Source organism: Flavobacterium arabinosi (assembly GCF_048158725.1).
GTDB classification, from domain to species: domain Bacteria; phylum Bacteroidota; class Bacteroidia; order Flavobacteriales; family Flavobacteriaceae; genus Flavobacterium; species Flavobacterium arabinosi.
The window spans coordinates 36084-60006 of sequence record NZ_JBLNKX010000008.1 but is presented as its reverse complement, the minus strand read 5'-3'; the positions used below and the strand labels follow the sequence as shown (position 1 = coordinate 60006).

The window sequence follows — 23923 nt, the reverse complement described above, 5'->3', positions numbered from 1 at the left end:
TCGAAAACATAAATATAAACCGAATTATTTAAATATAAAATGGAAAAATTAAATAGAAAAAATTTAGGATTAGAAACGAAGTTGCCAATAAAGGTAGTACAATTTGGGGAAGGTAATTTCTTAAGAGCTTTCGTTGATTACGCTTTTCAAAGACTAAATAAAGAAGTTGATTTCAATGCGGGAATTGCAATAGTTCAGCCATTGAAAGAGGGTATGATAAACATGATTAATGACCAAGATGGTCTTTATACTTTGTTTATGAATGGAATCAAAAAAGGAGAGAAAATACAGGATATTGAGTTAATTACCAATATTGTAAAAGCTATAAATCCATATACTGATTTTGCTGATTATCTGGCGTTGTCCAAAGAAGAGGAACTTCAATTTATTGTTTCAAATACTACTGAAGCTGGAATTGAATTTATCGAAAGTGACACTCCAGAGATGCAACCACCGGTTTCATTTCCTGCAAAGTTGACTGTTTTATTATATGAAAGATTCAAACATTTCAATGGAGATGCTTCTAAAGGATTGACTATCATCCCTTGTGAATTGATTGATTATAACTCGGAGACTTTAAAAAAGTATATTTTGCAATATTGCGATTTATGGCAATTAGGAGATGCGTTTAAAACTTGGGCTTCAGACGCTTGTACCTACCACAGTACTTTGGTGGACAGAATTGTTCCTGGATATCCAAGAGCTGAAATTGAAGAATACAATAGCAAATTAAATTATCAAGACAATTTAATTGTTGCTGCTGAACCATTCTTCCTTTGGGCTATTGAAGGCGGAGATGCTTTAAAACAAAAATTGCCTTTTCATAAAACGAATTTGAATGTGAAGATCGTTGACGATATACGACCTTTTAAAATGATAAAAGTTCGTATTTTAAACGGTGCGCATACAGCAATGGTTCCTGTTTCACTTTTGCACGGTAATAAATTAGTAATGGAAACAGTTAACGGAGATTTTACTGGAAAATTCGTAAACAGCATTATTAGTGAAATTAGTGGTACCCTCGATATGGACAAAAATGAAATCCTTGCCTATTCTGAAGAGGTAATGGATCGATTTAAAAATCCATTTATCAAACATGCACTTGCTGATATTGCTTTAAATTCTATCTCAAAATTCAAAGTAAGAGTTTTACCTAGTTTATTGCAACATTATAATGCGAATAAAAAACTTCCTACTAATTTAACTTTTTCATTAGCTTGTTTAATCCAATTCTACAAAGGAACTTGGAATAACGAAGTATTACCTGTAAAAGATTCTCCAGAGATAGTTGAAGCATTTAAAAATGCTTGGCAATTAGGAACTTTAGATTTGGTTGTACCTAAAATTTTAGCTAATACCGAATTCTGGGGTGAAGATTTAACAAAGATTAAAGGTTTATCAGAAGCTTTAGTAGTAGCTTTGACTGAAATTGAAGAAAATGGAGTTGAAAAAGGGTTTGTTAACTTTAACAAACAATATGAAAATAAGTCAATTAGTATATAATTATGATCATGCAAAAAAAATTAATTAAAGTAAACCCTTCAGATAATGTTGCTGTTGCATTAGTAAATCTAGTGGCTGGCGAAGTTATCAACTTTGAAGGAGAAGATATCACTATCGAGACCGATGTGAAAATGAAGCATAAAATTGCAATGTATCCTTTTGAAATAGGAGAAAAAATTATTATGTATGGTGTTTTAGTAGGTAAAGCAAGTGCACCAATTGCAAAAGGTGGGCTTCTTTCTACTACAAATGTAAAACATGAAAGCGCAAAAGTAACAGCTAAAACGGAAACTATCGGTTGGACTGTTCCTAATGTTGATAAATGGAAAGACAGAACTTTTCAAGGATACCAAAGAACAGACGGACAAGTAGGAACGGAGAACGTTTGGTTATTCTTCCCATTGGTTTTTTGTGAAAACAGAAACATCGAAATCTTAAAAGGAATTTTCGAAAAAGAACTAACCAAACCTAAAGAAAACGATTACCAATTGTTGCTACGTTCTTTAGTAAATACTGAAAAAGGGGCTGAAGATGTTGTTACAAAATCAAACGAAGTAGATTTGTTTGAAAATATTGAAGTAAAATTCATCCAACATCAAGGTGGTTGTGGTGGAATTCGTCAGGATTCACACTCTTTGGCAAAACTTTTGGCTGGATACGTAAACAATCCAAACGTGGCTGGTGCTACTGTTTTGAGTTTAGGGTGTCAAAACTTGCAAATATCTATTTTCCAAGATGCGATGAAAGCCATTAATCCAAACAGTGATAAACCGGTTTTGATTTACGACCAACAACAGATTGGAACTATTGAAGATATGTTGAATACGGTTGTCAAAGACTCTTTCGCGGCTATCAAAGAAGCGAATAAAATTAAAAGAACTCCTACTCCATTATCAAAATTAAGAATTGGTTTAGAGTGTGGTGGTTCTGATGGATTCTCTGGAATTTCTGCTAATCCAACATTAGGTGTTTTATCTGATAACTTGGTTGCTTTAGGAGGAACAACAATTCTTTCTGAATTTCCGGAATTATGTGGTGTAGAACAAGAATTGGTAAACCGTTGTGTGGATGACAAAGACGGAAAACGTTTCTTAGAATTAATGCAATGGTATGAAAAAACCGTAGTTGATGCAGGTTCTGGATTTGATATGAATCCATCGCCAGGTAACATTAAAGACGGTTTGATTACGGATGCCATGAAATCGGCAGGTGCTGCTAAAAAAGGAGGAACTTCACCAATTGTAGGTGTTTACGATTATGGAGAATATATCAATGAACCAGGTTTTACATTATTATGTACCCCTGGAAATGACGTAGAATGTACAACGGCAATGGTAGGTTCCGGAGCGAATATGGTATTGTTTACAACAGGTTTAGGAACTCCGACAGGAAATCCAATTGCGCCAGTTGTAAAAATATCTTCTAACACTCAATTAGCACAAAAAATGTCTGATATTATCGATATTGACACTGGTGGAATTATCACAGGTGAAAAATCAATTAATGAAATGGCAGATGAAATGCTGGAATTCATTATAAATGTTGCCAGCGGTACTATTAAAACCAAAGCAGCTATTTTAAATCAGAATGATTTTATTCCTTGGAAAAGAGGTGTTTCTTTGTAAAAGAGGAATCAATTTTTTAAGATAAAAAAAAGTGTGAAGTTTATAGCTTCACACTTTTTTTATGTTATTAAAGAGCGTGTCTCAATGATGATTTTCTAATATGTAATTCAGGGTTTAACACTACCTTTTTCTCTATTTTAAACTTTTCGGTACTGTTTACTTGTTCCAAGAATACTTGTGCTGCCATCTTACCCATTTCCATAGGCGATTGATCGACTGAGGATATAGAAAGTTCCATGAATTTTGTAAAAGGTTCGTTACCGAAACCAAACACACAAAAGTCCTCTGGGATTCTTATACCTTGTTCTTTTAGTTCTTGGATGGCTCCCAAAGCTGCAAAATCACTGGAGGAGAATATGGCATTTGGCGGATTTTTTAACTTTAATAATTTTTCTACAGCCTGTCTTCCTGCTTCTACACTACTTTTCGTTTGAATTATATAATCTTCGTTGTATTCGATACCACTATCTTGTAGCGCTTTTTTATATCCGTTATTCCTATTTTCATAGATCTCTAAAGATTGATCACCTGTTAAATGGGCAATTTTAGTACAGCCCTCTCCTATAAGGTGTTTGGTGGCTAAATATCCTCCTTCAAAATCGTTTATTGTAACAGAACTGACGCCATCAATATTTTTCTTTCTGTCAAAAAAGATCAATGGTACATTTTTTTCAATAACTCTTTTGATAATGGAATTGTTTTCTTTAGAAACATTCGAAGCAGACATTAAAATACCATCCACTTGTGCATTTAATAGCGTATTTATATTTTCGATTTCCCTTTTCTCATTTTCGTGTGTCTGGCATATAATAACATGATATCCTTCAGGTTGTAATTCATCTTCAATTCCTCTAATAACAGAAGCAAAAAAATTACTGTCGATACGTGGTACAATGACCCCTATATTCCCGCTTTTGCCGCTTTGTAGGGCTAAGGCAAGCTTATTTTGTTTATAATTCATTTGAGCCGCTGTTTCTAAAACTAGTTTACGAGTGCTGGCACTTATTTTAGGATTATTATTTAAAGCCCGAGATACCGTAGCGGCAGTTGTATCTAGTTTTTTTGCAATGTCGTAAATTGTTGTTTTTTTATTCACAATGAATTAATGTTTGTTAAGATTAGCAAAATTAATGTTTTTTTATGTCTGTTTTTGTTTAATGTTATCGATTGCATAAAGTTTTAACAATTACTCGTATTTGTAGCTATTTTAATAAAGAACTAATAGTAATAATGTGGTTTTAAAGCAGGATTTTTATAATAAGTGTATTAATAAGTGTTTTTTTTTATAAGAATAATATTTTAATCGATTTTATTTTGGTTAATTGGAAATTAATATTTACGTTTGTGTAATCGATTGCACGACATGATTTTTTTCAATAAAAGAATACGGTTAATTTAAAAATTTAATAAAATCAAATGGTAAGAAATCTTTTTTTTACAAGAAACAACTTCGTTCTTGTTTTGTTTTCAATGTTTTTTCTTTCCTGTGGGGTAAAGCAACAACAATCCATTGTAGGTGATAATCCATGGAAAACCATGCAGCATATAATTGATGGTGTAAAGGAGCCTTCTTTTCGTAATAAAGCATATGTAATCACTGATTTTGGAGCGCAAGCGGGCGGTGTTTTTGATAATACGCAAGCATTTAAAAAAGCAATTCAAATTTGTACTGAAAATGGAGGAGGGAAAGTTTTGGTTCCTTCTGGTAAGTATTTAACGGGTCCTATACATTTAGAAAATAATGTAAATCTTCATTTAGAAGAAGGTGCTGAAATTTTATTTAGTACTAATACCGCTGATTATCCGATTGTTCATACTTCATGGGAAGGAACAGAATTGATGAATTATTCGCCTTTGATATATGCCTACAAGAAAAATAATGTGGCTGTAACCGGGAAAGGAATACTGAATGGTCAGGCAAACAACGAAAAATGGTTGTGGTGGTGCGGAAGTAAAAGATATGGCTGGAAAGAAGGAATGCCAAGTCAAGGAGACCCTGCTAACAGAGTAAGATTGGTAGCTATGGCTGAAGAAGGAGTTCCTGTTTCGGAGCGGGTTTTTGGAGAAGGACATTATCTGAGACCAAATTTTATAGAGTTTTTTGAATGTACCAATATGCTTTTAAAGGACGTGAAAATTATTAATGCGCCATTTTGGGTAATCCATCCTATGAAGTCTACAAACGTTACAGTGGATGGGGTTACGGTTCAAAGTCATGGACCTAATAATGATGGATGTGATCCGGAATATTCAAAAAACGTCATTATAAAAAATTGTACGTTCAATACAGGGGATGATTGTATTGCTATTAAGTCTGGAAGAGATGCAGATGGAAGGCGAGTTGCGATACCAAGTGAAAATATAATTGTTCAAAATTGCAAAATGATTGATGGTCATGGAGGCGTTGTTATGGGTAGTGAAATATCTGCGGGTGTAAAAAATGTCTTTGTAGAAAATTGTGTTATGGATAGCCCTAATTTAGATAGAGCTATTAGACTAAAATCAAATTCTAAAAGAGGGGGTTTGATTGAAAACGTGTACGTGAGAAATTTAGACATTGGCCAAGTGAAAGAGTCAGTGTTGATAATAGATATGTTTTATAATGTATATGGAAGTCAGTCGGGAAATTTTATTCCTCGAGTACAAAATGTCTTTCTTGAAAACATAAAGGTAAAAGACGGTGGGAAGTATGGTATTTTGGCGAAAGGCTTTAAAGAAGCTCCTATTAAAAATGTGGTATTTAAAAACGTAAAGATTGAGAAGGTTGGTAAGGCTTATTCTATTGAAAATGTAGAAGGGCTCCAATTAATCGATACTTATGTTAATGGGACGCTTGTAGAGAGCCCAAAATAAAATAGATCCACAACTAACATAATAAAATGATTTTTGGTTTGATTTTTTTGTTTTTTATTAGGGGCTTGATTGGTTTGTCAAGCTCCTTTTTTAAATAATGAAGAAATTTAATTTTTTATTACAATAAACGAATAATTCTAATACAACATAAAAATGAAAATAATAAAAAGTATTGCCGCATCATTATTGGTATCTCTGTTTTCTTGTAAAGCACAAGAAAAACAATTATCAGCAAAAGCTAAGACCTATGCCGAAATCTCTGTAAAAGAGGGCGGTAAATGGGAAGGACGTAAATACATTGGGGGTACTTTTAAAAATGTTCAGAGGTTAAAGGTTGCTCCAGAACATACGGATCATTCTTTCGATATTCGATATGAAGGAGCTGGTTGGGAAAGTAATAAAATAGGGTATCGCTTGTATCTCGATTGGAGAAATGCAATTGATATTTTTGGAAAAAAAACCGAAGCAATAGTTTTGCCAAAAGTGGGACAGGATAATTTTGATTCCTATCATGAAATGAGCGATTGGGGTGCTGATATTCTAAAAGCAGGAAAAGGAATCGGAGTTGGTTCTATCGATCGGTATCTTAACAAGGAAAGATTACACTTTTATGCAGTAGATTCCACAATTGCAAAAGTAGAAAATAAACCAAATAGTTCCAATGTAAAGGTGCAGTATTATGGTTGGAAAACAGCTTCGGATAAAATTGATTTCACATCTGAATTAACCATTAATCCTGACCAGCGTTATACCAAACATACCATTCATGCATCAAAAGAAATAGCTGGAATTTGTACGGGAATCGTAAAACAAAAAAATACCGAATTACTTAAAAAAGTAAGTAAAAATAAAAAATGGGCTTATTTGGCTACTTATGGTACCCAATCTTTAGTGCCTGATAATTTAGGAATGGCTATTTTTTATCAAACCAATACAATTGAAAATTTAGTTGATGCTGAATTTGATTATCTTTTAGTTTTTAAACCTACAACAAAACCGACTTCGTTTTATTTCTTAGGGGCTTGGGAGCAAGAACCAAATGGAATCAAAACCAAAGAAGCCTTTTTGTCTTATTTAGATCAAAAACTAAAAGAATTGAATGATAAGAATAAAATTTAATTTAAATGGAAAGCGATACTAATAAAATAGGTTTTTATGTGAGACAATTGCTAAATTGGATATCCGATAAAAATCTGTTTTTAATTAATTATCCTAGTTTACAACGACCAATTTTAATTGGAAACAGCAAACTGAGACCTGAAACTTCCTTCCAGTTTCGGGATGATTCATCATTGTTTTTTAGAAACAGATTTTTATCGTGTATCTTACTAGTAGGATTGGTCTTTGTAAGTTGTAAAACTAGTACACAAGAGCAAATTAAAACTCTTGCGCCAAAAAAAGAAATGGCTATTCCGGTTACACTAAAATGGTCAGAGCGAATGGCATTGTCAATCATGAAACGCCATCCAAAAGCTTGGCAGATTGATAATCATGAAAAGCCAAAATGGGATTATAAAATTGGCATGATTTTGACGGGTTATGAGAAATTATACACTACAACTAAAAATCAAAAATATTTCGATTATATCAAAGAATATGCCGATGAATTGATTGATAGTAACGGATCTTTTCAAGATTTTAATCCCAAAGATCATAATATTGATTTTATTAATGCAGGTAAAATACTTTTTAATCTGTATGATAAAACAAAAGACCAAAGGTATTTAACGGCATTAAAAACATTGAGAAGACAATTTGATGATCATCCTAGAACAGCATCCGGTGGTTTTTGGCATAAAAAAATCTATCCAAACCAAATGTGGTTAGACGGCTTGTATATGGGAGAGCCATTTTATGCAAGATATACTGTTGCGTTTGAAAATGGGGAGAAATTGAATGATGTTGCGCATCAGTTTGAATTGCTGCACGACCATGCATTTGATAAAAAAACAGGCTTATTTTTTCATGCTTGGGATGAAAGTAAGCAAATGCCTTGGGCAAATAAGGAAACAGGAACGGCACCTCATATTTGGTTAAGAGCGCTCGGTTGGTATGCAATGGCATTAGTTGATGTGTTGGATTATTTTCCAAAAGAGCATCCGAAGCAAAAAGAATTAGTAAGGTATTTAAATGAATTTGCTGTAGCAGCAAGCAAGTTTCAGGATAAGTCAGGATTGTGGTATCAGGTTCCAAATTTGGCAACTAAAAAAGGGAATTATTTAGAAGCGTCAGGTTCATCTATGCTTACTTATGCTTTTGCAAAAGGGGTAAACAAAGGATATTTACCTTCAAAATTTAAAGGCGTAGCCAATAAAGCTTTTAATGGTTTGACAAAAAAACTTATAAAAGTTGATGCTGATGGGGAAATACATATTACTCAAGTGTGTGCAAGTGCAGGACTTGGAGGAAAACCTTATAGAGACGGTTCTTATGAATATTACATCAGCGAGAAGATCAAAGTGGACAATTCTCATGGTCTAGGCTCTTTTCTTTTAGCTGCAATTGAACTGGATAAATAAAAGTTATTTTTGAAAATAATACTAATAATAAAAACATATTTTAAATGAAAAATAGTCTTAAAACTAATTGTTTTACTGCGTTGAGCATAATTCTTACAGTGTTATTTGTGAGCTGTAAAACCATTTCTCAAACAGATACTAAATCAGTTGATACTAAGAAAGAAATGCTTATTTCAGCTAATTTAAAATGGTCAGAGCGTATGGCTCTTACTATTATGAAACGCCATCAGCAATCTTACATGATTGATGATGCTAAAGCACCGCATTGGGATTATGTACATGGTTTAGTACTCACCTCATTTGAACAACTGTATAAAGAAAAGGGTAATAGTAAATATTACGACTATATCAAAAGCTACGTAGATGTCTTGGTCGATAAAAACGGAACGATTAATACTTATAAAATGGAAGCTTACAATATTGATATGATTGTTGCAGGACGATTGTTATTTAATTTGTACACTACCACTAAAGACAACCGTTACTTAGTTGCAATGCAGACTTTAAGAAAGCAACTAGCAGAGCAACCTAGAACTGCCAGTGGAGGATTTTGGCATAAAAAAATATATCCAAACCAAATGTGGTTAGATGGTTTGTATATGGGTGAACCATTCTATGCAGAATATACTGTTACTTTTGAAAAAGGAGCAAAACTGGATGATATTGCAAAACAATTTGAACTTATTCAATTGCACGCTACTGATAAAAAAACAGGATTGTTGTACCATGCTTGGGACGAGAGTAAGCAAATGCCTTGGGCAAACAAAGAAACAGGAAATTCACCTAATTTTTGGTCAAGATCAATCGGTTGGTACGCAATGGCTTTAGTAGATGCTTTGGATTACTTCCCAAAGGATCATCCAAAACAAAAAGAATTAGTTGGTTATTTGAATAATGTTGCGAATGCTTTGGTAAAATTTCAAGATAAATCAGGTTTATGGTATCAAGTGACTGATAAGGGAGACAAAGCAGGAAACTATTTGGAATCATCAGGAACTTCCATGTTTGCTTATGCTTTGGCAAAAGGGGTAAACAAAGGATATTTGCCAAAAAAATTTAAAACAGTTGCCACTAAAGCTTTTGATGGTTTGACCAGACAATTGATAAAAGTGGATTCCAATGGAGAAATTACTATAACACAAGCTTGTGCCGTTGCTGGTCTTGGCGGAAGTCCTTACAGAGATGGATCTTATGAATATTATGTAAACGAAAGAAAAAAGGATAATGATCCTAAAGCTACAGGTCCATTTATATTGGCTGCATTAGAGTTGAATAAATAAAATAGACTTACCCAATTAAGTTTAAAGCATACTAAAACTGTTTCATTTTAAAACAATGAAACAGTTAATCCTAATTTCTTTACCTATGAGATTTATACTGATTATTACTTGTATTTTACTGTTTCCTAATCAACTGATTTTTGGACAAGCAAAAATAATTAACAGTAATTCATTAGTATGGGTAGCTGATAATGGAGATGGAACTTATAAAAATCCAATTTTGCATGCTGATTATTCTGATCCGGATGTTGTTAGGGTTGGAGATGATTATTACATGACATCCTCTTCTTTCAATTGTGTTCCTGGCTTGCCTATTCTACATTCTAAAGATATGGTAAATTGGGAATTGGTCAATTATGCACTTCCAAAACAGCCTCCTTTTGATGTCTTTGACAAACCACAGCATGGGAATGGGGTATGGGCACCATGTATAAGATACCATAATGGGGAATTATATATTTATTATCCAGATCCAGATTATGGAATTTACATGATCAAGACAAAAGACCCGAAAGGCGTTTGGTCCAAACCAATTTTGGTAAAAGAAGGCAAGGGTTTAATTGATCCTTCACCTTTATGGGATAATGACGGTAAAGTATATCTTGCTTTTGCTTTTGCGGGAAGCCGAGCAGGAATTAAAAGCCTTTTGGCAATTTGTAGTTTAAATGCTGAGGGAACTGTTGCAAATGATGATGACGTTATAATTATTGACGGACATGATGGTGAAACAACAATTGAAGGGCCAAAATTATACAAGCATAATGGCTATTATTATGTTTTTGCGCCTGCAGGAGGTGTACCTACCGGATGGCAAACGGTATTGAGATCGAAAAATATTTGGGGACCATACGAAAAGAGAAAGGTTATGGATCAGGGAAAAACAAATGTTAATGGTCCACATCAAGGCGCTTGGGTACAAACTAAAACTGGGGAAGATTGGTTTTTTCATTTTCAAGACAAGGGTGCATACGGAAGAATTGTCCATTTGCAGCCTATGAAATGGGTCAATAATTGGCCGGTAATAGGGGATGATAAAGATGGAGATGGTATTGGCGAGCCGGTATTAACGTATAAAAAGCCCAATGTAGGAAAAACGTATCCTATTTTAACTCCAAATGATTCAGACGAATTTAATACTTCTAAGTTAGGTTTGCAATGGCAATGGCATGCAAATCAACAGGTGTATTGGGGGCTTCCTTCAGAGATGGGATATTATACCATGTATTGTCGTCCAATGCCAAAAGAAGCAACTAATTTATTTGATGTAGGGAATTTATTATTACAAAAATTTCCTGCCGAAGAATTTACAGCGACGACAAAAATGACTTTCAATGCCCGTTTTGATGATGAGCAAACTGGTTTGTTGATAATGGGGCTTGACTACAGTTATTTGAAAGTAAAACAATCAGCAGGACAACTCTCTATGTCACAAGTAATCTGTAAAAATGCAGATAAAAAAGCAATCGAGACAGAAAGTGAAGCTATTAAATTAAAAAGCAACCTGTTTTACCTTCAAGTAAAAGTAAAAGCGGGTGGTATTTGCAATTTCTTTTATAGTGAAGATGGTGAAAAATACACAGCCATAGGAACCGATTTTATTGCAAAAGAAGGTAAATGGATTGGTGCAAAATTAGGTTTTTTAGCACTTCGAAACGGAACAATAAATGACGCAGGAAGTGTTCGTATTGACTGGTTCAGAATAACAAAGTAAAAACTAGATTATGGGAAAGTTAAAAATTATCAAAACGTTTATTTTTACAATTATAGTAATTACAAATGCTTATTCACAACAACTATTTAATATAAAATGGAGTAGTGTAATTAACAATCCTGATAATACTTGGTTTGCAACCCAAAATGCAAAAGATGTAGCCGAAAATGTATTGTTGTACCAACGTAATATTGGAGGTTGGCCCAAAAACATTACGATGCAAATTCATTTAAGCGAGGTAGAAAAGCAAAAATTAATTGCCCTTAAACCCGACACAAAGGAAATAACAACCGACAATAAAGCAACAACACAAGAAATGTTGTTTTTATCTAAAATCTATAGACAGGTTCCAGATGAAAGCTATAAAAAGGCTTTCCTTTCGGGACTTGATTACTTATTAGAAGCGCAATATGAAAATGGGGGATGGCCTCAGTTTTACCCGTTAAAAAAAGGATATTATACGCACATTACGTATAATGATGATTCCATGGTGAATATCCTGAATGTATTAAAAGAAATTGTTGATAAAACAGATTATTTTTCGATAAAACCATCTGAAGAAACGGTTAAAAGAGCCAAAGTAGCATTCGATAAAGGAATAGATTGTATTATAAAAACACAATACAAACAGAATGGGGTTTTAACAGGCTGGTGTGCGCAACACGATGAATATACTCTGGCTCCGGCAAAAGCGCGTGCTTATGAATTACCCTCTTTAAGCGGAAAAGAATCAGCACAAATTGTATTACTATTAATGTCAATTGAAAATCCATCAAAAGAAATAATAAATGCAGTACATTTTGCTGTAGCATGGTTTGATAAAGCAAAAATAAAAGGGCTAAGAGAAGAACGTTTTTATGATGAAAAAGGTAAAATAAACGACAAGAAAATGGTTTCAGATGCGAATGCTCCAGATATATGGGCTCGTTTTATGGAACTGGATAGCAATACTCCTTTTTTCTGTGATCGGGATGGTATAAAAAAAGGGTCGTTAGCTGAAATTGGTGAGGAACGCAGAAATGGATATTCCTGGTACACAAATGAGCCAAAAGAGGTACTGGCAAAATATGAAAAGTGGAAAGAAAAGCATTTTATCGCAGATACTAAAACAGTTATAAAACAGAATAAAATTGTTGTTAAAGACGACTTTAATGTTATTGTTGCTCAAGACGGAAGTGGCGATTATACAAGTATCCAAGAAGCGATAAATAATTCACCCGCATTCCCTTATAGACGGGTTACCATTACTGTGAAAAATGGAATCTATAACGAGAAAGTAAAAATTCACGAATGGAATCCCAATATTTCATTAATTGGAGAAAGTAAAGAGAAAACTATTATTACGTATGGGGATTATTTTAGCAAGATTAATTTAGGCAGGAACAGTACTTTTTATACCTACACGGTCTTAGTGGAAGGGGCTGATTTTGTGGCTCAAAATTTAACCATAAAAAATTCATCCGGACAAGTAGGGCAAGCGGTGGCTTTGGCGCTAAATGCTAATAGAGTTTTGATTTCGAATTGTATTATTCTGGGTAATCAGGATACTTTGTATGCCAGTGGCACTAACAACAAACAGTATTTGAAGGATTGTTATATTGAGGGAACTGTCGATTTTATCTTTGGTCAAGCCACCATGTTATTTGAAAACTGCACCCTTCATAGTTTAAAAGATTCTTACATAACGGCTGCATCTACTCCAGAAGGAGTTAAATATGGTTTTGTATTTAAAAATTGTAAACTGACTGCTGATGCAAAGGCAACCGAAGTTTATCTGGGACGTCCTTGGCGCATTTATGCAAAAACGGTTTTTATTAATTGTGAAATGGGAAAACACATCAAGCCTGAAGGGTGGAATGATTGGTCCAAGCCTGAAGTTGTAAAAACGGCTTTTTATGCGGAATATAATTGTTCCGGAGAAGGGTATCGTCCTGAAAAAAGAGTTTTATGGTCGCATCAATTAAAAAAGGCGCAAGCAGATAAATACACTGTCGAAAATATTATGGGATTGGATTTTTCCAACATAATAAAAGAATGGAATTTGAAATTAAAATAAAGCAACAAACAAGCAATTTTAAACTTTAAAAACAAAATCATGAAATACCGAATCCTGTTATTGCTGCTAATTTCGCTAAACTGTTTGGCTCAAAAAACGACTATTTATGGCATAGGAGATTCTACGATGGCTAATAAAATTAAGCCGGAAGTAAATCCAGAAAGAGGTTGGGGACAAATGCTGTCTTCCTTTTTCAATGATGATGTAAAGGTGGATAACAGAGCAGTAAATGGCAGAAGCAGTCGTAGTTTTATAAATGAAAAACGTTGGGATTCCGTTTATAAAGCTTTAAAACCTGGCGATTATGTTTTTATTCAATTTGGACATAATGATGAAAAATTTGCCGATTCAACTCGATATACCAATCCACATACAAGTTATCGCCATAACTTAATCCGTTTTGTAAATGAAAGTAGAGAAAAAGGTGCTATTCCCATTTTGTTCTCTTCCATAGTGAGAAGGAATTTTAATGAAAATGGAGTCTTGATCGCAACGCATGGCGAATATCCTTTAGAAACTCGTTTAGTAGCCCAGGAATACAACGTGCCATTTATCGATTTAGAATATTATACGGAATTATTGGAAATGTCTTATGGACCTGAAAAATCCAAAAAATTGCATTTGCATTATAAAGCGGGAGAGATTCCTTATTACCCGGAAGGAAAGGAAGACAATACCCATCTTTGTGTAAAAGGAGCCAATGAAGTTGCACAGTTGGTTGTCAATCAAATTAGATTAATGGACAGTCCTTTAGTTGCAAAATTAAAAAAAGCAATTAAAAAATAATCAGTATTCAAAAGTATAATTTTATACTATTCTTAAAGCGATTGAGGTCTAATACTTTGTTAAAAATGAAAATGATAAACGCATATATTGGTATTATTTCGCTGCTCTTTCTTAACTGTTCTGCCGGGGTTTCCAGTAAAACTGCAACTAAATCATATGATATAATTGTAGATTCTAAAGGAAGCGGAGATTTTGTAACGGTTCAAGATGCCATAAATGCAGTGCCTTTTCTACAAGAGAAAGAGACTGTAATTTTTATTAAAAATGGGATTTATAAAGAGAAATTAATCCTGGCTCAAAATAAAATTAATATCACTTTAATAGGGGAGAATAAAAATAAAACGATTCTTACCTATGACGATTATGCTTCCAAAAAAAATGAAAAAGGACAAAACATAGGAACTTCGGGATCTTATAGTTTTGCTATTAATGGAGATAATTTTAAAGCTGAAAATATCACATTTGAAAACTCTTCCGGTCCGGTAGGCCAGGCCGTTGCCGTCAGAATTGACGGCGATAAAGTGATTTTTAATAACTGCAAATTCCTTGGATTTCAAGATACGCTTTATTCTCATGGTAACAGAAGCAGGCAATATTATAAAAATTGCTATATAGAAGGGACCACAGACTTCATTTTTGGAGCATCCACAGCTGTATTTGACAATTGTGAGATTTTTGCAAAAACAGGAGGGTCTTATATTACGGCGGCAAATACACCTAAGGGTAATTCGTATGGGTTTGTGTTTCGGAATTGTAAATTAACAAGTAACGCTTCAAATAACTCTTTTTATTTAGGAAGACCATGGGAAAATTATGCCCGAACGGTTTTTATTAAATGTAAAATTGGCAATCACATCAAACCTGCTGGGTGGCATAATTGGGGTAGGCCAGAAGCTGAAGGCACTACGTTTTATGCAGAATATAAATGTACAGGTGTGGGAGCTGATTTGCAATCCAGAGTACCTTGGTCACACGCATTAACAGCCCAACAATTTCAATCAGATTATACAATTGAAAAAATATTTAAGGATTGGATTTTTCTAACAAAATAATAGAATCGAATTTAAAGCCAAAATAATTCCTCAAACAAAGTTGTTTTTATAATCAACTTTAAAATTAAAAATCATGAAATATAAATTCCTTATTTTCTTGCTGATTTCTTTAAACTGTTTTGCTCAAAACAGTAATTTTCCATCTGATACAGTTGATTCTATTGTCAAGCGTATTCAATTACCTCAAATTCCTTCCTTTAAAATTGAAGTAACACGACTAGGGGCAAAAGGAGATTCCATTAGTGATGCCAAACCTGCATTTGATAAAGCCATGGCACTTTGTAAAAAAAATAATGGAGGAACAATCGTTGTTTCTAAAGGAGTTTACACGCTAAACGGTCCCATCCACTTTGTAAGTAATGTAAAGCTATTAATTGAAAAAGGAGCCAAAATTCGTTTTAGTGAGAATCCTAAACATTATTTACCAATGGTGCTGACAAGTTGGGAAGGAACTATGATTTATAATTACAGCCCACTTATTTATGCTTATGGTTGCACTAACATCGCCATAACTGGAGAAGGAATTATTGATGGAGAAGGAAGTAAAGTTTGGAATAGTTACAAAGCAAAAGAAGGAGAGGATAAAAAATTAAGTCGAGAAATGAATCATAGCAATATGCCTTTGAAGGATAGAAAATTTGGTCCTGGACATTTTTTAAGACCACAACTGATTCAGTTTTTTAATTGTAAAAATATTTTAGTAGAAAATATAAAAATTGAAGATTCGCCATTCTGGTGTCTTCATTTATTAAAATCAGAAAGCATTACCGTCAGAGGTTTGAAATACAAAGCATTTAATGCCAACAATGACGGAATAGATCCAGAATATGCCAAAGATGTTTTGATAGAGAATATTGACTTTGATAATGCAGATGATAATATAGCAATAAAAGCGGGTAGAGACGATGAAGGCAGAGCCAACAGTGCAACCCCAAGTGAAAATATCGTGATTCGCAATTGTAATTTCAAAGGATTGCACGGAGTTGTTATTGGCAGTGAAATGTCGGCTGGTGTCAAAAACATTTTTATTGATAACTGTAAGACAAGTGGGTTTTTAAAAAGGGGAATCTATTTAAAAACGAATGCGGATAGAGGCGGATTTATTAAAAATATTTATGCCAGAAACATCCAATTGGATGAGGTTGAAGATTGTATTTACATCACGGCTAATTATATGGGCGAGGGCAGTGGTGGTTTTCCATCGGATGTGTCCGATATTTTCTTGTCCAATATTAGCTGTACAAAAGCAAGAGAAACGGCGATTATTATTCAGGGCTATCCGCAAAAGAAAGTGCGGAACGTATATTTGGATACTATAGAAATTAAATCGGCAAAAAACGGACTGACAATCCTGAACTCCGAAAATGTAACCATGAATGATGTTATAATAGGTCAAAAAGCGACTGTTCCAACGGCTGCCAGTAATTCAATAAAACACTAAACGGTTACTCAATAAACAACCATTTCTACCAATATTCAGTTATTGATTTTTTGCTCTTTTACCCCAAAAAACTATTCTAATGGAAACATTTAAATATATTGAAATTGATGAAACTTCTAGGATGCCTAAATACAAGCAAATAGTAGATTCTGTTATTTATAATGTATCCATTGGAAGACTTTTAATGGATCAGAAAATTCCATCAATTAATATGCTTAGCGAGGAATTTAATCTATCAAGGGATACTGTAGAGAAAGCCTATAATATTTTAAAAGAGAGAAATGTAATTTCCCCAATCATGGGCAAAGGCTATTATGTTACCAGAACAAAATTAGTCTCTAAAATAAATATTTTGTTTCTGATTAATAAATTAAGTTCGTATAAGATGAGTGTTTTTAATTCTTTTATTGATAATATAGGAGGAAATTCACAAGTAGATCTTCATGTATATCATTTTGACGAAACCTTATTTTTAAATTTATTAGATAAAAATAAGTTTGCATATGACAAGTATGTTATCATGCCACATTTTAAAACAAAAGATTTAAAGCATGTGAGTCTTACTGATAAAGCATTCAAAATTATAAAAGAAATACCACAGGAAAAGCTTATTATTTTAGATGAAAAAAATCCTTTAATAGCCGATGGAATCGTTGAGATTTACCAAGATTTTGAAAATGATATTTATAATGCTTTAAATGAAGGTCTTTTTAAAATAGCTAAGTATGATAAATTAATATTGATTTATCCAGAGAAGGCTGTTTATCCATATCCAAGGAGAATTTTAGATGGATTTAAGAAATTTTGTGTCGAATATAATATCGCTTTTGAAATCCTGAATGAGATATGCGACGATATGCTTTTGATAAAAGGAGATTTGTTTATAACAATTGAAGAATCTGACTTGGTTAGTTTAATAAAACAAATTAGAGATTATGAATTTCAATTAGGGAAAGACATAGGTGTTATTTCTTATAATGATACTCCTTTAAAAGAGTTGTTAGGAATAACGGTAATTTCAACAGATTTTAAAATGATGGGGGAAACTGCAGCAAGGATGATTTTAAATAAAGAAATAGGGAAAGTAAAAAATCCGTTTAATTTTATATTTAGGGATTCAATTTAAACGATAAATTCCATAAAGTCTCTAGTCCTGAAAAAAAAAGCAGCTGATATTGAAAGAAATAATTAAAATCTCCAAAAACTTAATATAAAAAGCAGCAATAAAACAATTTATCGTTTTGCTGTCAGAGTTGATCCTGCAGAAGCAATTACTACACAAGCCACTGCTATAAATTCGTAAAAACTTAGATTTTCCTGTAAAAAAATGAAAGCACAAATAGAAGCTGAATGATTTTGTCAAAATTATTTTGGATCATTTTCCTTTTATTTTTAGTGAATTAAATCAGCTTTTAAGTATGAAATTTTACCATTTTTAAAGGTAAATTCAAAAGTCCCTCCAATTTTTCCTTCCGGAAAATCGCCTTCAAACTCAACTTCTGAATGTGCGTGATACTCATCTAAAATTTCCAATTGCACTATTTCGGTATTCGTATTGTAACCTATGAAGTAACTGTCGAAATAATCTTTAATTTCCTTATGACCTATAAATTTTCTTCCAACAGATGTATCGTCTAAAACGGCATCCGGCAAATAGAAATCCAAGTATTTATTGGTGTCGAAAGTATTACTGGTTTCAATCCAATTATTGATAAAAGTGTGTATGTCCATTGTTATTACTTTTGTAGCCACATGGGTTTTATTTTTAAAATTTGTTGGTACACGCTACAATCTTCCGAATGTGCCCCTTTAAGATAACCAATACTCATTAGAAACTCATTTACAATTTCACCGCCAGTGAACCTGAATATTTTTTTGAATAATTTTACCCATTCTTCTTGAGTTTTGGGATGATGATGTTCGAGCCATTTTTCAAAACTACCAAACTCATCCTGCAATTGAAGTATGGTTTTGGCATTTTCAATGGCGGCATTTACTTTGAGCTTATTGCGGATAATTCCAGCATCGTTTAGTAATCGCTCACAATCTGTTTCGGTATAATTCGCTATTTTTTTAATATTGAAATTATCATAGGCTTTACGGAAACTTTCTTCCTTTTTCAAAATGGTTTCCCAACTCAATCCTGCCTGATTGATTTCCATAATCAAACGCCCGAACAATTCATCGTCGTCGTGAATAGGGAAACCGTAGTGATAATCGTGATAGTTTTTATGAAGAGTTCGGCTCGGCTCTTTCATCATCGGTATGTAATTACAGTAACTCATGTTTTATATTTTCAATTTATACTATTAGTAAAAGTGGTTAAAATTTCTAAAATGTAATTCGCCAAAATAGCTTGAATTGTTACCATTTTGGTGATAAATACAACTATATTATTTCTTATAAATCATATAGATAGAGATCTGGAATATCATTCAAAATCTCTTCACCATAAGCGGATCCTGGTGATTGATAACCAATTTTAAAATCATTATTGAAGATACGGTTGGCAACTGCAACAACAGAAAGAGGAGTTAATGCATAACCTGATGGAGCATCTATGTACGCTTTTACCACTTTTCCATTTTTACCTCTCATTTCTGCCGAAAGCCCATTTCTTCCTGAAGCACGCTCTTCTTCTGATGGACCATCTGGAAGATTTTGCGCTGTCAATTCCGGCATATCAATAGTAGGCAATTTTAATGAGAAGTACTCTTCTATATTGGGTATTCTTATTGATTTATAAGTCAGAACAATACCTCCTAAAGGAGTTGGAAGACATTCAATAGCTTCATTACCGAAAGAAAAAACTTTGGATTGTGGATTTGGATTTTCAATTATTTCCCCGTTTTTTCTCACCAAAATACCTAAATCGGCAATATTCTTACTGCTCAGTATAGAACCCTTTGAAAAGCCACCATAATGCCTGAAACCAACTTTTAATTCCTGTGGTTCTGCAACTAATTTGGATAAGTGAACTGCAAGAGCATCATAACTCACAAAAAGCCCTGCACCTGATATCAGCTGTATTCCCGCAGATTTTGCTTCTTTGTCCAAAGATTCTGCTAATTGATACGTTTCTAATTCAGCACTGATATCCAAATAATGTACACCTGCTCTCAAGCAGGCATTCATAGCCTGTTTTGCCGTAAATTGAAATGGACCCGCCGCATTGATCAAAACGCATTTGTCAGCCAGAGCCTTCTGCCAACCTTTATCATCCTCTACATTGAAAACATGAAAAGGCACATTTAATTCTTTTGCCAAAGCACTCGTTTTGCCTTCTTCACGTGCGGCTATTTCAAAATCAAGATTTAACTCTTTGGCTCGTGCTGCAATTATTTTTCCTGTATAGCCTGTAGCTCCGTAAATAAGCAATTTGTTTTTTTTAGTATTCATTTTAGTAATGGGTATTTATAATTTTTTTACTGGTCGGACTCGTTCCGCCCTTACATACTAGTTTGCTCCAAAGGCTACCGCAATCGTGAATTGAGCTAAAATCGCCTTTTTGAAATGTACTATTTCTATGGTTTGAGTAAATGTATCATTTATTTGAAACGTTTGTTTTAAATGTAAATAAAAAAATTATTGTTTAAGTATTTGTATTAGGAATTGTGCCATTTTGGATATTCTTAATTTGTCCTGATAGATAATAAATGATTCGTGCCATCCAGTAAAGTTATTTATGATGTAATTCGTGAGCATTTCACCATCATCAGTAATTCTAATTTCTTTTATAGCAATAGCTTTTTCAACTAAATCTAATATTAAATTATAAGTAAAGCTATTATCACTTCTCAGTATTTTTTGAATTTCTGAATCATCAATGGCCATTTCAAAAGTAGTTTTTATAGCCAGGCAGCTGTTAGGTTCATTAGTAATACTGTGCACAGCTCCATTGATAAACTGCTCAATAGCATGTATTGGACTTGAAATATTTTGAAATTGTTTTTCAGCAGCATCCCTTCTTGACTCCGTGTAATTTTTAATGCACTTGACAAATAATTGATGTTTATCACCAATTGTATTGTACAGACTACTGCTATTGATTCCCATTGCTTCGGTAAGGTCGCGCATAGACGCACCGCTATATCCTTTTTTCCAAAAGACATCCATAGCTTTTGAAATCGCTAATTGTTCATCAAATTTTACATTTTTTGGCATATCTGGGCAAAGATAGAAAAATATTGAAACAATCGTTTTAAAAGCACATAAAATGTACTTTTAAAAATTATCACATTGAAATTAATGTGCTTAAGCAGGCAGTAAGGTTTTCTCCATGTCTGTTAGTGAATATTCAAACTTGGGTGGAATTAAGACCTCATATGAAGACTTTATAAGCGTCAGTGCAATGCAAGAAAAAAATCGGAATGGATTTTTCACTGCCATACCGATCATTTCGTTATTGAATTTTTAAGAAGCTTAATAGCCAACACCTCTAACGCCACCTGATGCCCTTATTGATTCACCAGTTATCCAATGTGCATCATCAGAAGCCAGGAATACAGCAAGCGGGGCGATGTCTTCTGGCTCTCCGAATCTGCCAAGCGGTGTTCCTGCAATCAGCTTTTCACCTAATTCGCCTTCAAAATTTCCTGCAGTTCCAGGAGTATTTGTATGACCAGGCATTATTGAGTTTACCCTTATTTTACGTTGCCCGAGTTCCCTTGCTAGAGCCAAAGTAAAGGTGTCCACAGCACCTTTAGTAGCTGAATAAACACTTGATGCCATATACGGATCAGAACTAAGGATAGAGCTAATATTTATAATACTTCCACCATTGTCGCCCATAAGCTTTACAGCCCCTTGAGCAGCCAAAAGGTATCCCAATACATTTAAATTAAACTGCTTGTGGAAAGCTTCCTCGGTCAAATCATCAATCATTTCGAATACTGCAACCCCTGCATTGTTTACCAGAATATCAATAGTTCCAAATTCCATTTTTATTTTATCAAACATTTGTTTAACATCAACCGACTTACTCATGTCAGCCTGAATGGCAATTGCTTTGCCTCCCGAAATTTGAATTTCGTTTACGACTTCGTCAGCATCACTCTCGCTTGACGCATAATTAACTATAACCGTAGCCCCTGCTTTACCAAGTGCTTTGGCTATTCCTGCACCTATACCTTTAGAAGCTCCGGTTACGATAGCTATTTTATCTTTAAGTTTCATTTTACTTTATTTTAAGTAATTATTATTTTTCAAAGGTATAATATAGTAACTTTACTTTCGATATGGGTTTCCTCTAGTAAAGTAGGTATCCTAATATAATAACAATGGAAAAAGATAAATCAACAGCTCTAGAACAGGCAGATTGTTCCAAAATACTTTTTGCAATACAGGATACACTCGATCTTATAAGTGGCAAATGGAAAATCAAAGTAATAAGTGTTTTGCTCTATGGTAAAAAGAATTTTACAGATTTACAGCGACAGATTAACGGTCTGGGAGCAAAAATGTTGTCCAAAGAATTACAGGATCTGGAAATTAATGGACTCCTTACCAGAACAGTTAACACAACTAAACCAATTACAGTATCGTACGAGCTCACCGACTATGGGCATACTTTGGAGCCGATTATTAAAGAGCTTGCAGATTGGGGAACAAAACACCGCCATAAAATTATAAACCGATAGTTTTCAAGCACACCTTTTTAGTATTGCTTTAAGTAAAAGAAAAATCAGTGCTTAGGTATTTCTCAAAAAAAAATCATTTTGAAAAGGCCATTTTATAACTAGTTTTCAACAAAAGCCAATACGTAATATCAACATTTCATAGGTTTTAAACAATAAATGACTGGTGGATTATCATTAGCCTTATTTATACCAGAAATGTAAGGGATTCGAATCAAATAAACGCTGTAAATAAAGACACAGACTAATTTTGGGGAATAATGATAAAAAAATATAACCAAAAAAAAACCTCCAAAATCAATGATTTTGAAGGTTTGTGATTTTTTGTGGGCGATGAGGGGTTCGAACCCCCGACCCCCTCGGTGTAAACGAGGTGCTCTGAACCAGCTGAGCTAATCGCCCTAGTACAATTTAGTAATTTTTATTGCCTTATTGCGAGTGCAAATATAAGCTTGTTTTTTGCTTATCCAAAATATTTCTGCACAAATTTTAATATTTTTTCGAAAGAGTTTATATTTAATTGGTGTTTAGTTTATTAGGTTTGATGGAATTTTCAAATAAACTCCGTCTTTCAATCTGTAAACGGAGTTTATTTGAAAATTTATAATTTATTTGGATAGCGTGGGTTCGTTATGGTAAATGAAATCACCATGAATTCCTGTAAATGCCTTGTTCAATCCATCAAAAAACACTTTTCTGTCATCTTCTTTGGGCCAAACAGTTTTTATTAATTCATCTTGTTTATCACTGGATTTTTCTAAATCGGATAAGGAATCATAATAATAAGCTTCGAGAAAATCCCTGCTGTCAGCACCCCAAGCATGACGATTCGGGTAATATCCTTTGATATAAGGGTTATTCATGGTTACTTTTTCGTTATATTCCTTCATGCCTTTTCCCTGTCCGTTCAAGGACATTTGTGATTTTCGTATATAGACAACCATAGGCTCTTTTGAAGTCGGTTTGAATTCTTTAGAGCCTGCAATGGAAGAATAAATTTCATCGGAATGCATTTTAGAATAATAAGTGTTGTATTTATCAAAAAAATCCTTTCTGATTTTTTCGTCTGGCCAACCTTTTTTAATTAATTCATCGGAAACATCATTTGCTTTTTCGATATCTTGCCAAGTTTTAAAGACGGAAACCAGTAAAACCTCAGAACTGTTTTCTGTATAATAATGATTAAGAATTTCGGATCCCATTATTAAATCGTTCTTGCTGGTAACTTTATCAAAGTACTCTTGTTCGGTTTGTTTCCAGTCTTTCCTATCCGTATCCAGATTCCTGTGTAATGTCGTCACTGTAATAAATACAGGTTTTGGGTCTTCTTGAGCAAACATACCAATGCTTAACATGAATGTTAAAATTAACAATATCAATGCTAAATTGTCTTTCTTTTTCATAATAGTTTAAGAATTAAGTGAGTAATAAATAAGATTAGTCACATAAATTTAACTAATT

At 33.5% G+C, this 23923-nt stretch carries 20 protein-coding genes and 1 tRNA gene; 13 read left to right on the top strand and 8 right to left on the bottom strand.

Features of this window, described 5'->3' with window-relative positions:
* Positions 1–39 precede the first annotated feature (39 nt).
* Complete coding sequence (locus ACM55K_RS15220) at positions 40–1503, top strand: tagaturonate reductase (protein ID WP_416851122.1); 1464 nt, start codon at positions 40–42, stop codon at positions 1501–1503.
* Between the two features lie 8 nt (positions 1504–1511).
* Positions 1512–3128: a UxaA family hydrolase gene (locus ACM55K_RS15215; protein WP_416851121.1), complete on the top strand. Its 1617-nt coding sequence runs from the start codon at positions 1512–1514 to the stop codon at positions 3126–3128.
* A 67-nt stretch (positions 3129–3195) separates the two neighbouring features.
* Here the strand turns inward: ACM55K_RS15215 and ACM55K_RS15210 are convergent, their stop codons facing one another.
* Positions 3196–4224: a LacI family DNA-binding transcriptional regulator gene (locus tag ACM55K_RS15210; RefSeq protein ID WP_416851120.1), complete on the bottom strand. Its 1029-nt coding sequence runs from the start codon at positions 4222–4224 to the stop codon at positions 3196–3198.
* Between the two features lie 320 nt (positions 4225–4544).
* Between ACM55K_RS15210 and ACM55K_RS15205 the strand changes: the two genes are divergently transcribed.
* The 10 genes from ACM55K_RS15205 (at position 4545) to ACM55K_RS15160 (ending at position 17952) form a co-directional block, all read left to right on the top strand.
* Positions 4545–5981 (top strand): glycoside hydrolase family 28 protein, encoded by a 1437-nt coding sequence (locus tag ACM55K_RS15205; protein ID WP_416851119.1) that lies wholly within the window; start codon positions 4545–4547, stop codon positions 5979–5981.
* 153 nt (positions 5982–6134) lie between these two features.
* Positions 6135–7100 (top strand): DUF4861 family protein, encoded by a 966-nt coding sequence (locus ACM55K_RS15200; RefSeq protein ID WP_416851118.1) that lies wholly within the window; start codon positions 6135–6137, stop codon positions 7098–7100.
* Positions 7101–7105: 5 nt separating this feature from the next.
* Complete coding sequence (locus tag ACM55K_RS15195; RefSeq protein ID WP_416851117.1) at positions 7106–8500, top strand: glycoside hydrolase family 88/105 protein; 1395 nt, start codon at positions 7106–7108, stop codon at positions 8498–8500.
* A gap of 44 nt (positions 8501–8544) precedes the next feature.
* Positions 8545–9780 (top strand): glycoside hydrolase family 88/105 protein, encoded by a 1236-nt coding sequence (locus ACM55K_RS15190; RefSeq protein WP_416851116.1) that lies wholly within the window; start codon positions 8545–8547, stop codon positions 9778–9780.
* 55 nt (positions 9781–9835) lie between these two features.
* The gene (locus ACM55K_RS15185; RefSeq protein ID WP_416851115.1) at positions 9836–11491 is read left to right on the top strand and encodes a glycoside hydrolase family 43 protein; all 1656 of its coding nucleotides are present in this window, start codon (positions 9836–9838) and stop codon (positions 11489–11491) included.
* A 10-nt stretch (positions 11492–11501) separates the two neighbouring features.
* Positions 11502–13547: a pectate lyase gene (pelA, locus tag ACM55K_RS15180; protein WP_416851114.1), complete on the top strand. Its 2046-nt coding sequence runs from the start codon at positions 11502–11504 to the stop codon at positions 13545–13547.
* A gap of 39 nt (positions 13548–13586) precedes the next feature.
* The gene (locus tag ACM55K_RS15175) at positions 13587–14333 is read left to right on the top strand and encodes a rhamnogalacturonan acetylesterase (protein WP_416851113.1); all 747 of its coding nucleotides are present in this window, start codon (positions 13587–13589) and stop codon (positions 14331–14333) included.
* A 65-nt stretch (positions 14334–14398) separates the two neighbouring features.
* Positions 14399–15385 (top strand): pectinesterase family protein, encoded by a 987-nt coding sequence (locus tag ACM55K_RS15170; protein ID WP_416851112.1) that lies wholly within the window; start codon positions 14399–14401, stop codon positions 15383–15385.
* Positions 15386–15458: 73 nt separating this feature from the next.
* Positions 15459–16826, top strand: coding sequence for a glycoside hydrolase family 28 protein (locus ACM55K_RS15165; protein ID WP_416851111.1), 1368 nt, complete (start codon positions 15459–15461; stop codon positions 16824–16826).
* Positions 16827–16905: 79 nt separating this feature from the next.
* On the top strand, positions 16906–17952 hold the full coding sequence (locus ACM55K_RS15160; RefSeq protein WP_416851110.1) for a GntR family transcriptional regulator: 1047 nt from the start codon (positions 16906–16908) through the stop codon (positions 17950–17952).
* Positions 17953–18218: 266 nt separating this feature from the next.
* On the opposite strand, the gene ACM55K_RS15155 is transcribed toward ACM55K_RS15160, so the two are convergent.
* From ACM55K_RS15155 to ACM55K_RS15135, 5 genes are all read right to left on the bottom strand, one after another.
* Positions 18219–18557 (bottom strand): nuclear transport factor 2 family protein, encoded by a 339-nt coding sequence (locus tag ACM55K_RS15155; RefSeq protein WP_416851109.1) that lies wholly within the window; start codon positions 18555–18557, stop codon positions 18219–18221.
* Between the two features lie 5 nt (positions 18558–18562).
* Positions 18563–19111: a DNA-3-methyladenine glycosylase I gene (locus tag ACM55K_RS15150; RefSeq protein ID WP_416851108.1), complete on the bottom strand. Its 549-nt coding sequence runs from the start codon at positions 19109–19111 to the stop codon at positions 18563–18565.
* A 115-nt stretch (positions 19112–19226) separates the two neighbouring features.
* Positions 19227–20225 carry a saccharopine dehydrogenase family protein gene (locus tag ACM55K_RS15145; protein WP_416851107.1) on the bottom strand — a complete coding sequence of 333 codons (999 nt, stop codon included), beginning with the start codon at positions 20223–20225 and terminating at the stop codon, positions 19227–19229.
* A gap of 186 nt (positions 20226–20411) precedes the next feature.
* Positions 20412–20990: a TetR/AcrR family transcriptional regulator gene (locus ACM55K_RS15140; RefSeq protein ID WP_416851106.1), complete on the bottom strand. Its 579-nt coding sequence runs from the start codon at positions 20988–20990 to the stop codon at positions 20412–20414.
* 258 nt (positions 20991–21248) lie between these two features.
* A complete protein-coding gene (locus ACM55K_RS15135; RefSeq protein ID WP_416851105.1) occupies positions 21249–22001 on the bottom strand; it encodes an SDR family NAD(P)-dependent oxidoreductase in 753 nt (250 codons plus the stop codon).
* 104 nt (positions 22002–22105) lie between these two features.
* Between ACM55K_RS15135 and ACM55K_RS15130 the strand changes: the two genes are divergently transcribed.
* Positions 22106–22465: a winged helix-turn-helix transcriptional regulator gene (locus tag ACM55K_RS15130; RefSeq protein ID WP_416851104.1), complete on the top strand. Its 360-nt coding sequence runs from the start codon at positions 22106–22108 to the stop codon at positions 22463–22465.
* Between the two features lie 324 nt (positions 22466–22789).
* On the opposite strand, the gene ACM55K_RS15125 is transcribed toward ACM55K_RS15130, so the two are convergent.
* Positions 22790–22864, bottom strand: a tRNA-Val gene (locus ACM55K_RS15125).
* Between the two features lie 206 nt (positions 22865–23070).
* A complete protein-coding gene (locus tag ACM55K_RS15120; protein ID WP_416851103.1) occupies positions 23071–23865 on the bottom strand; it encodes a hypothetical protein in 795 nt (264 codons plus the stop codon).
* Positions 23866–23923: the final 58 nt, after the last annotated feature.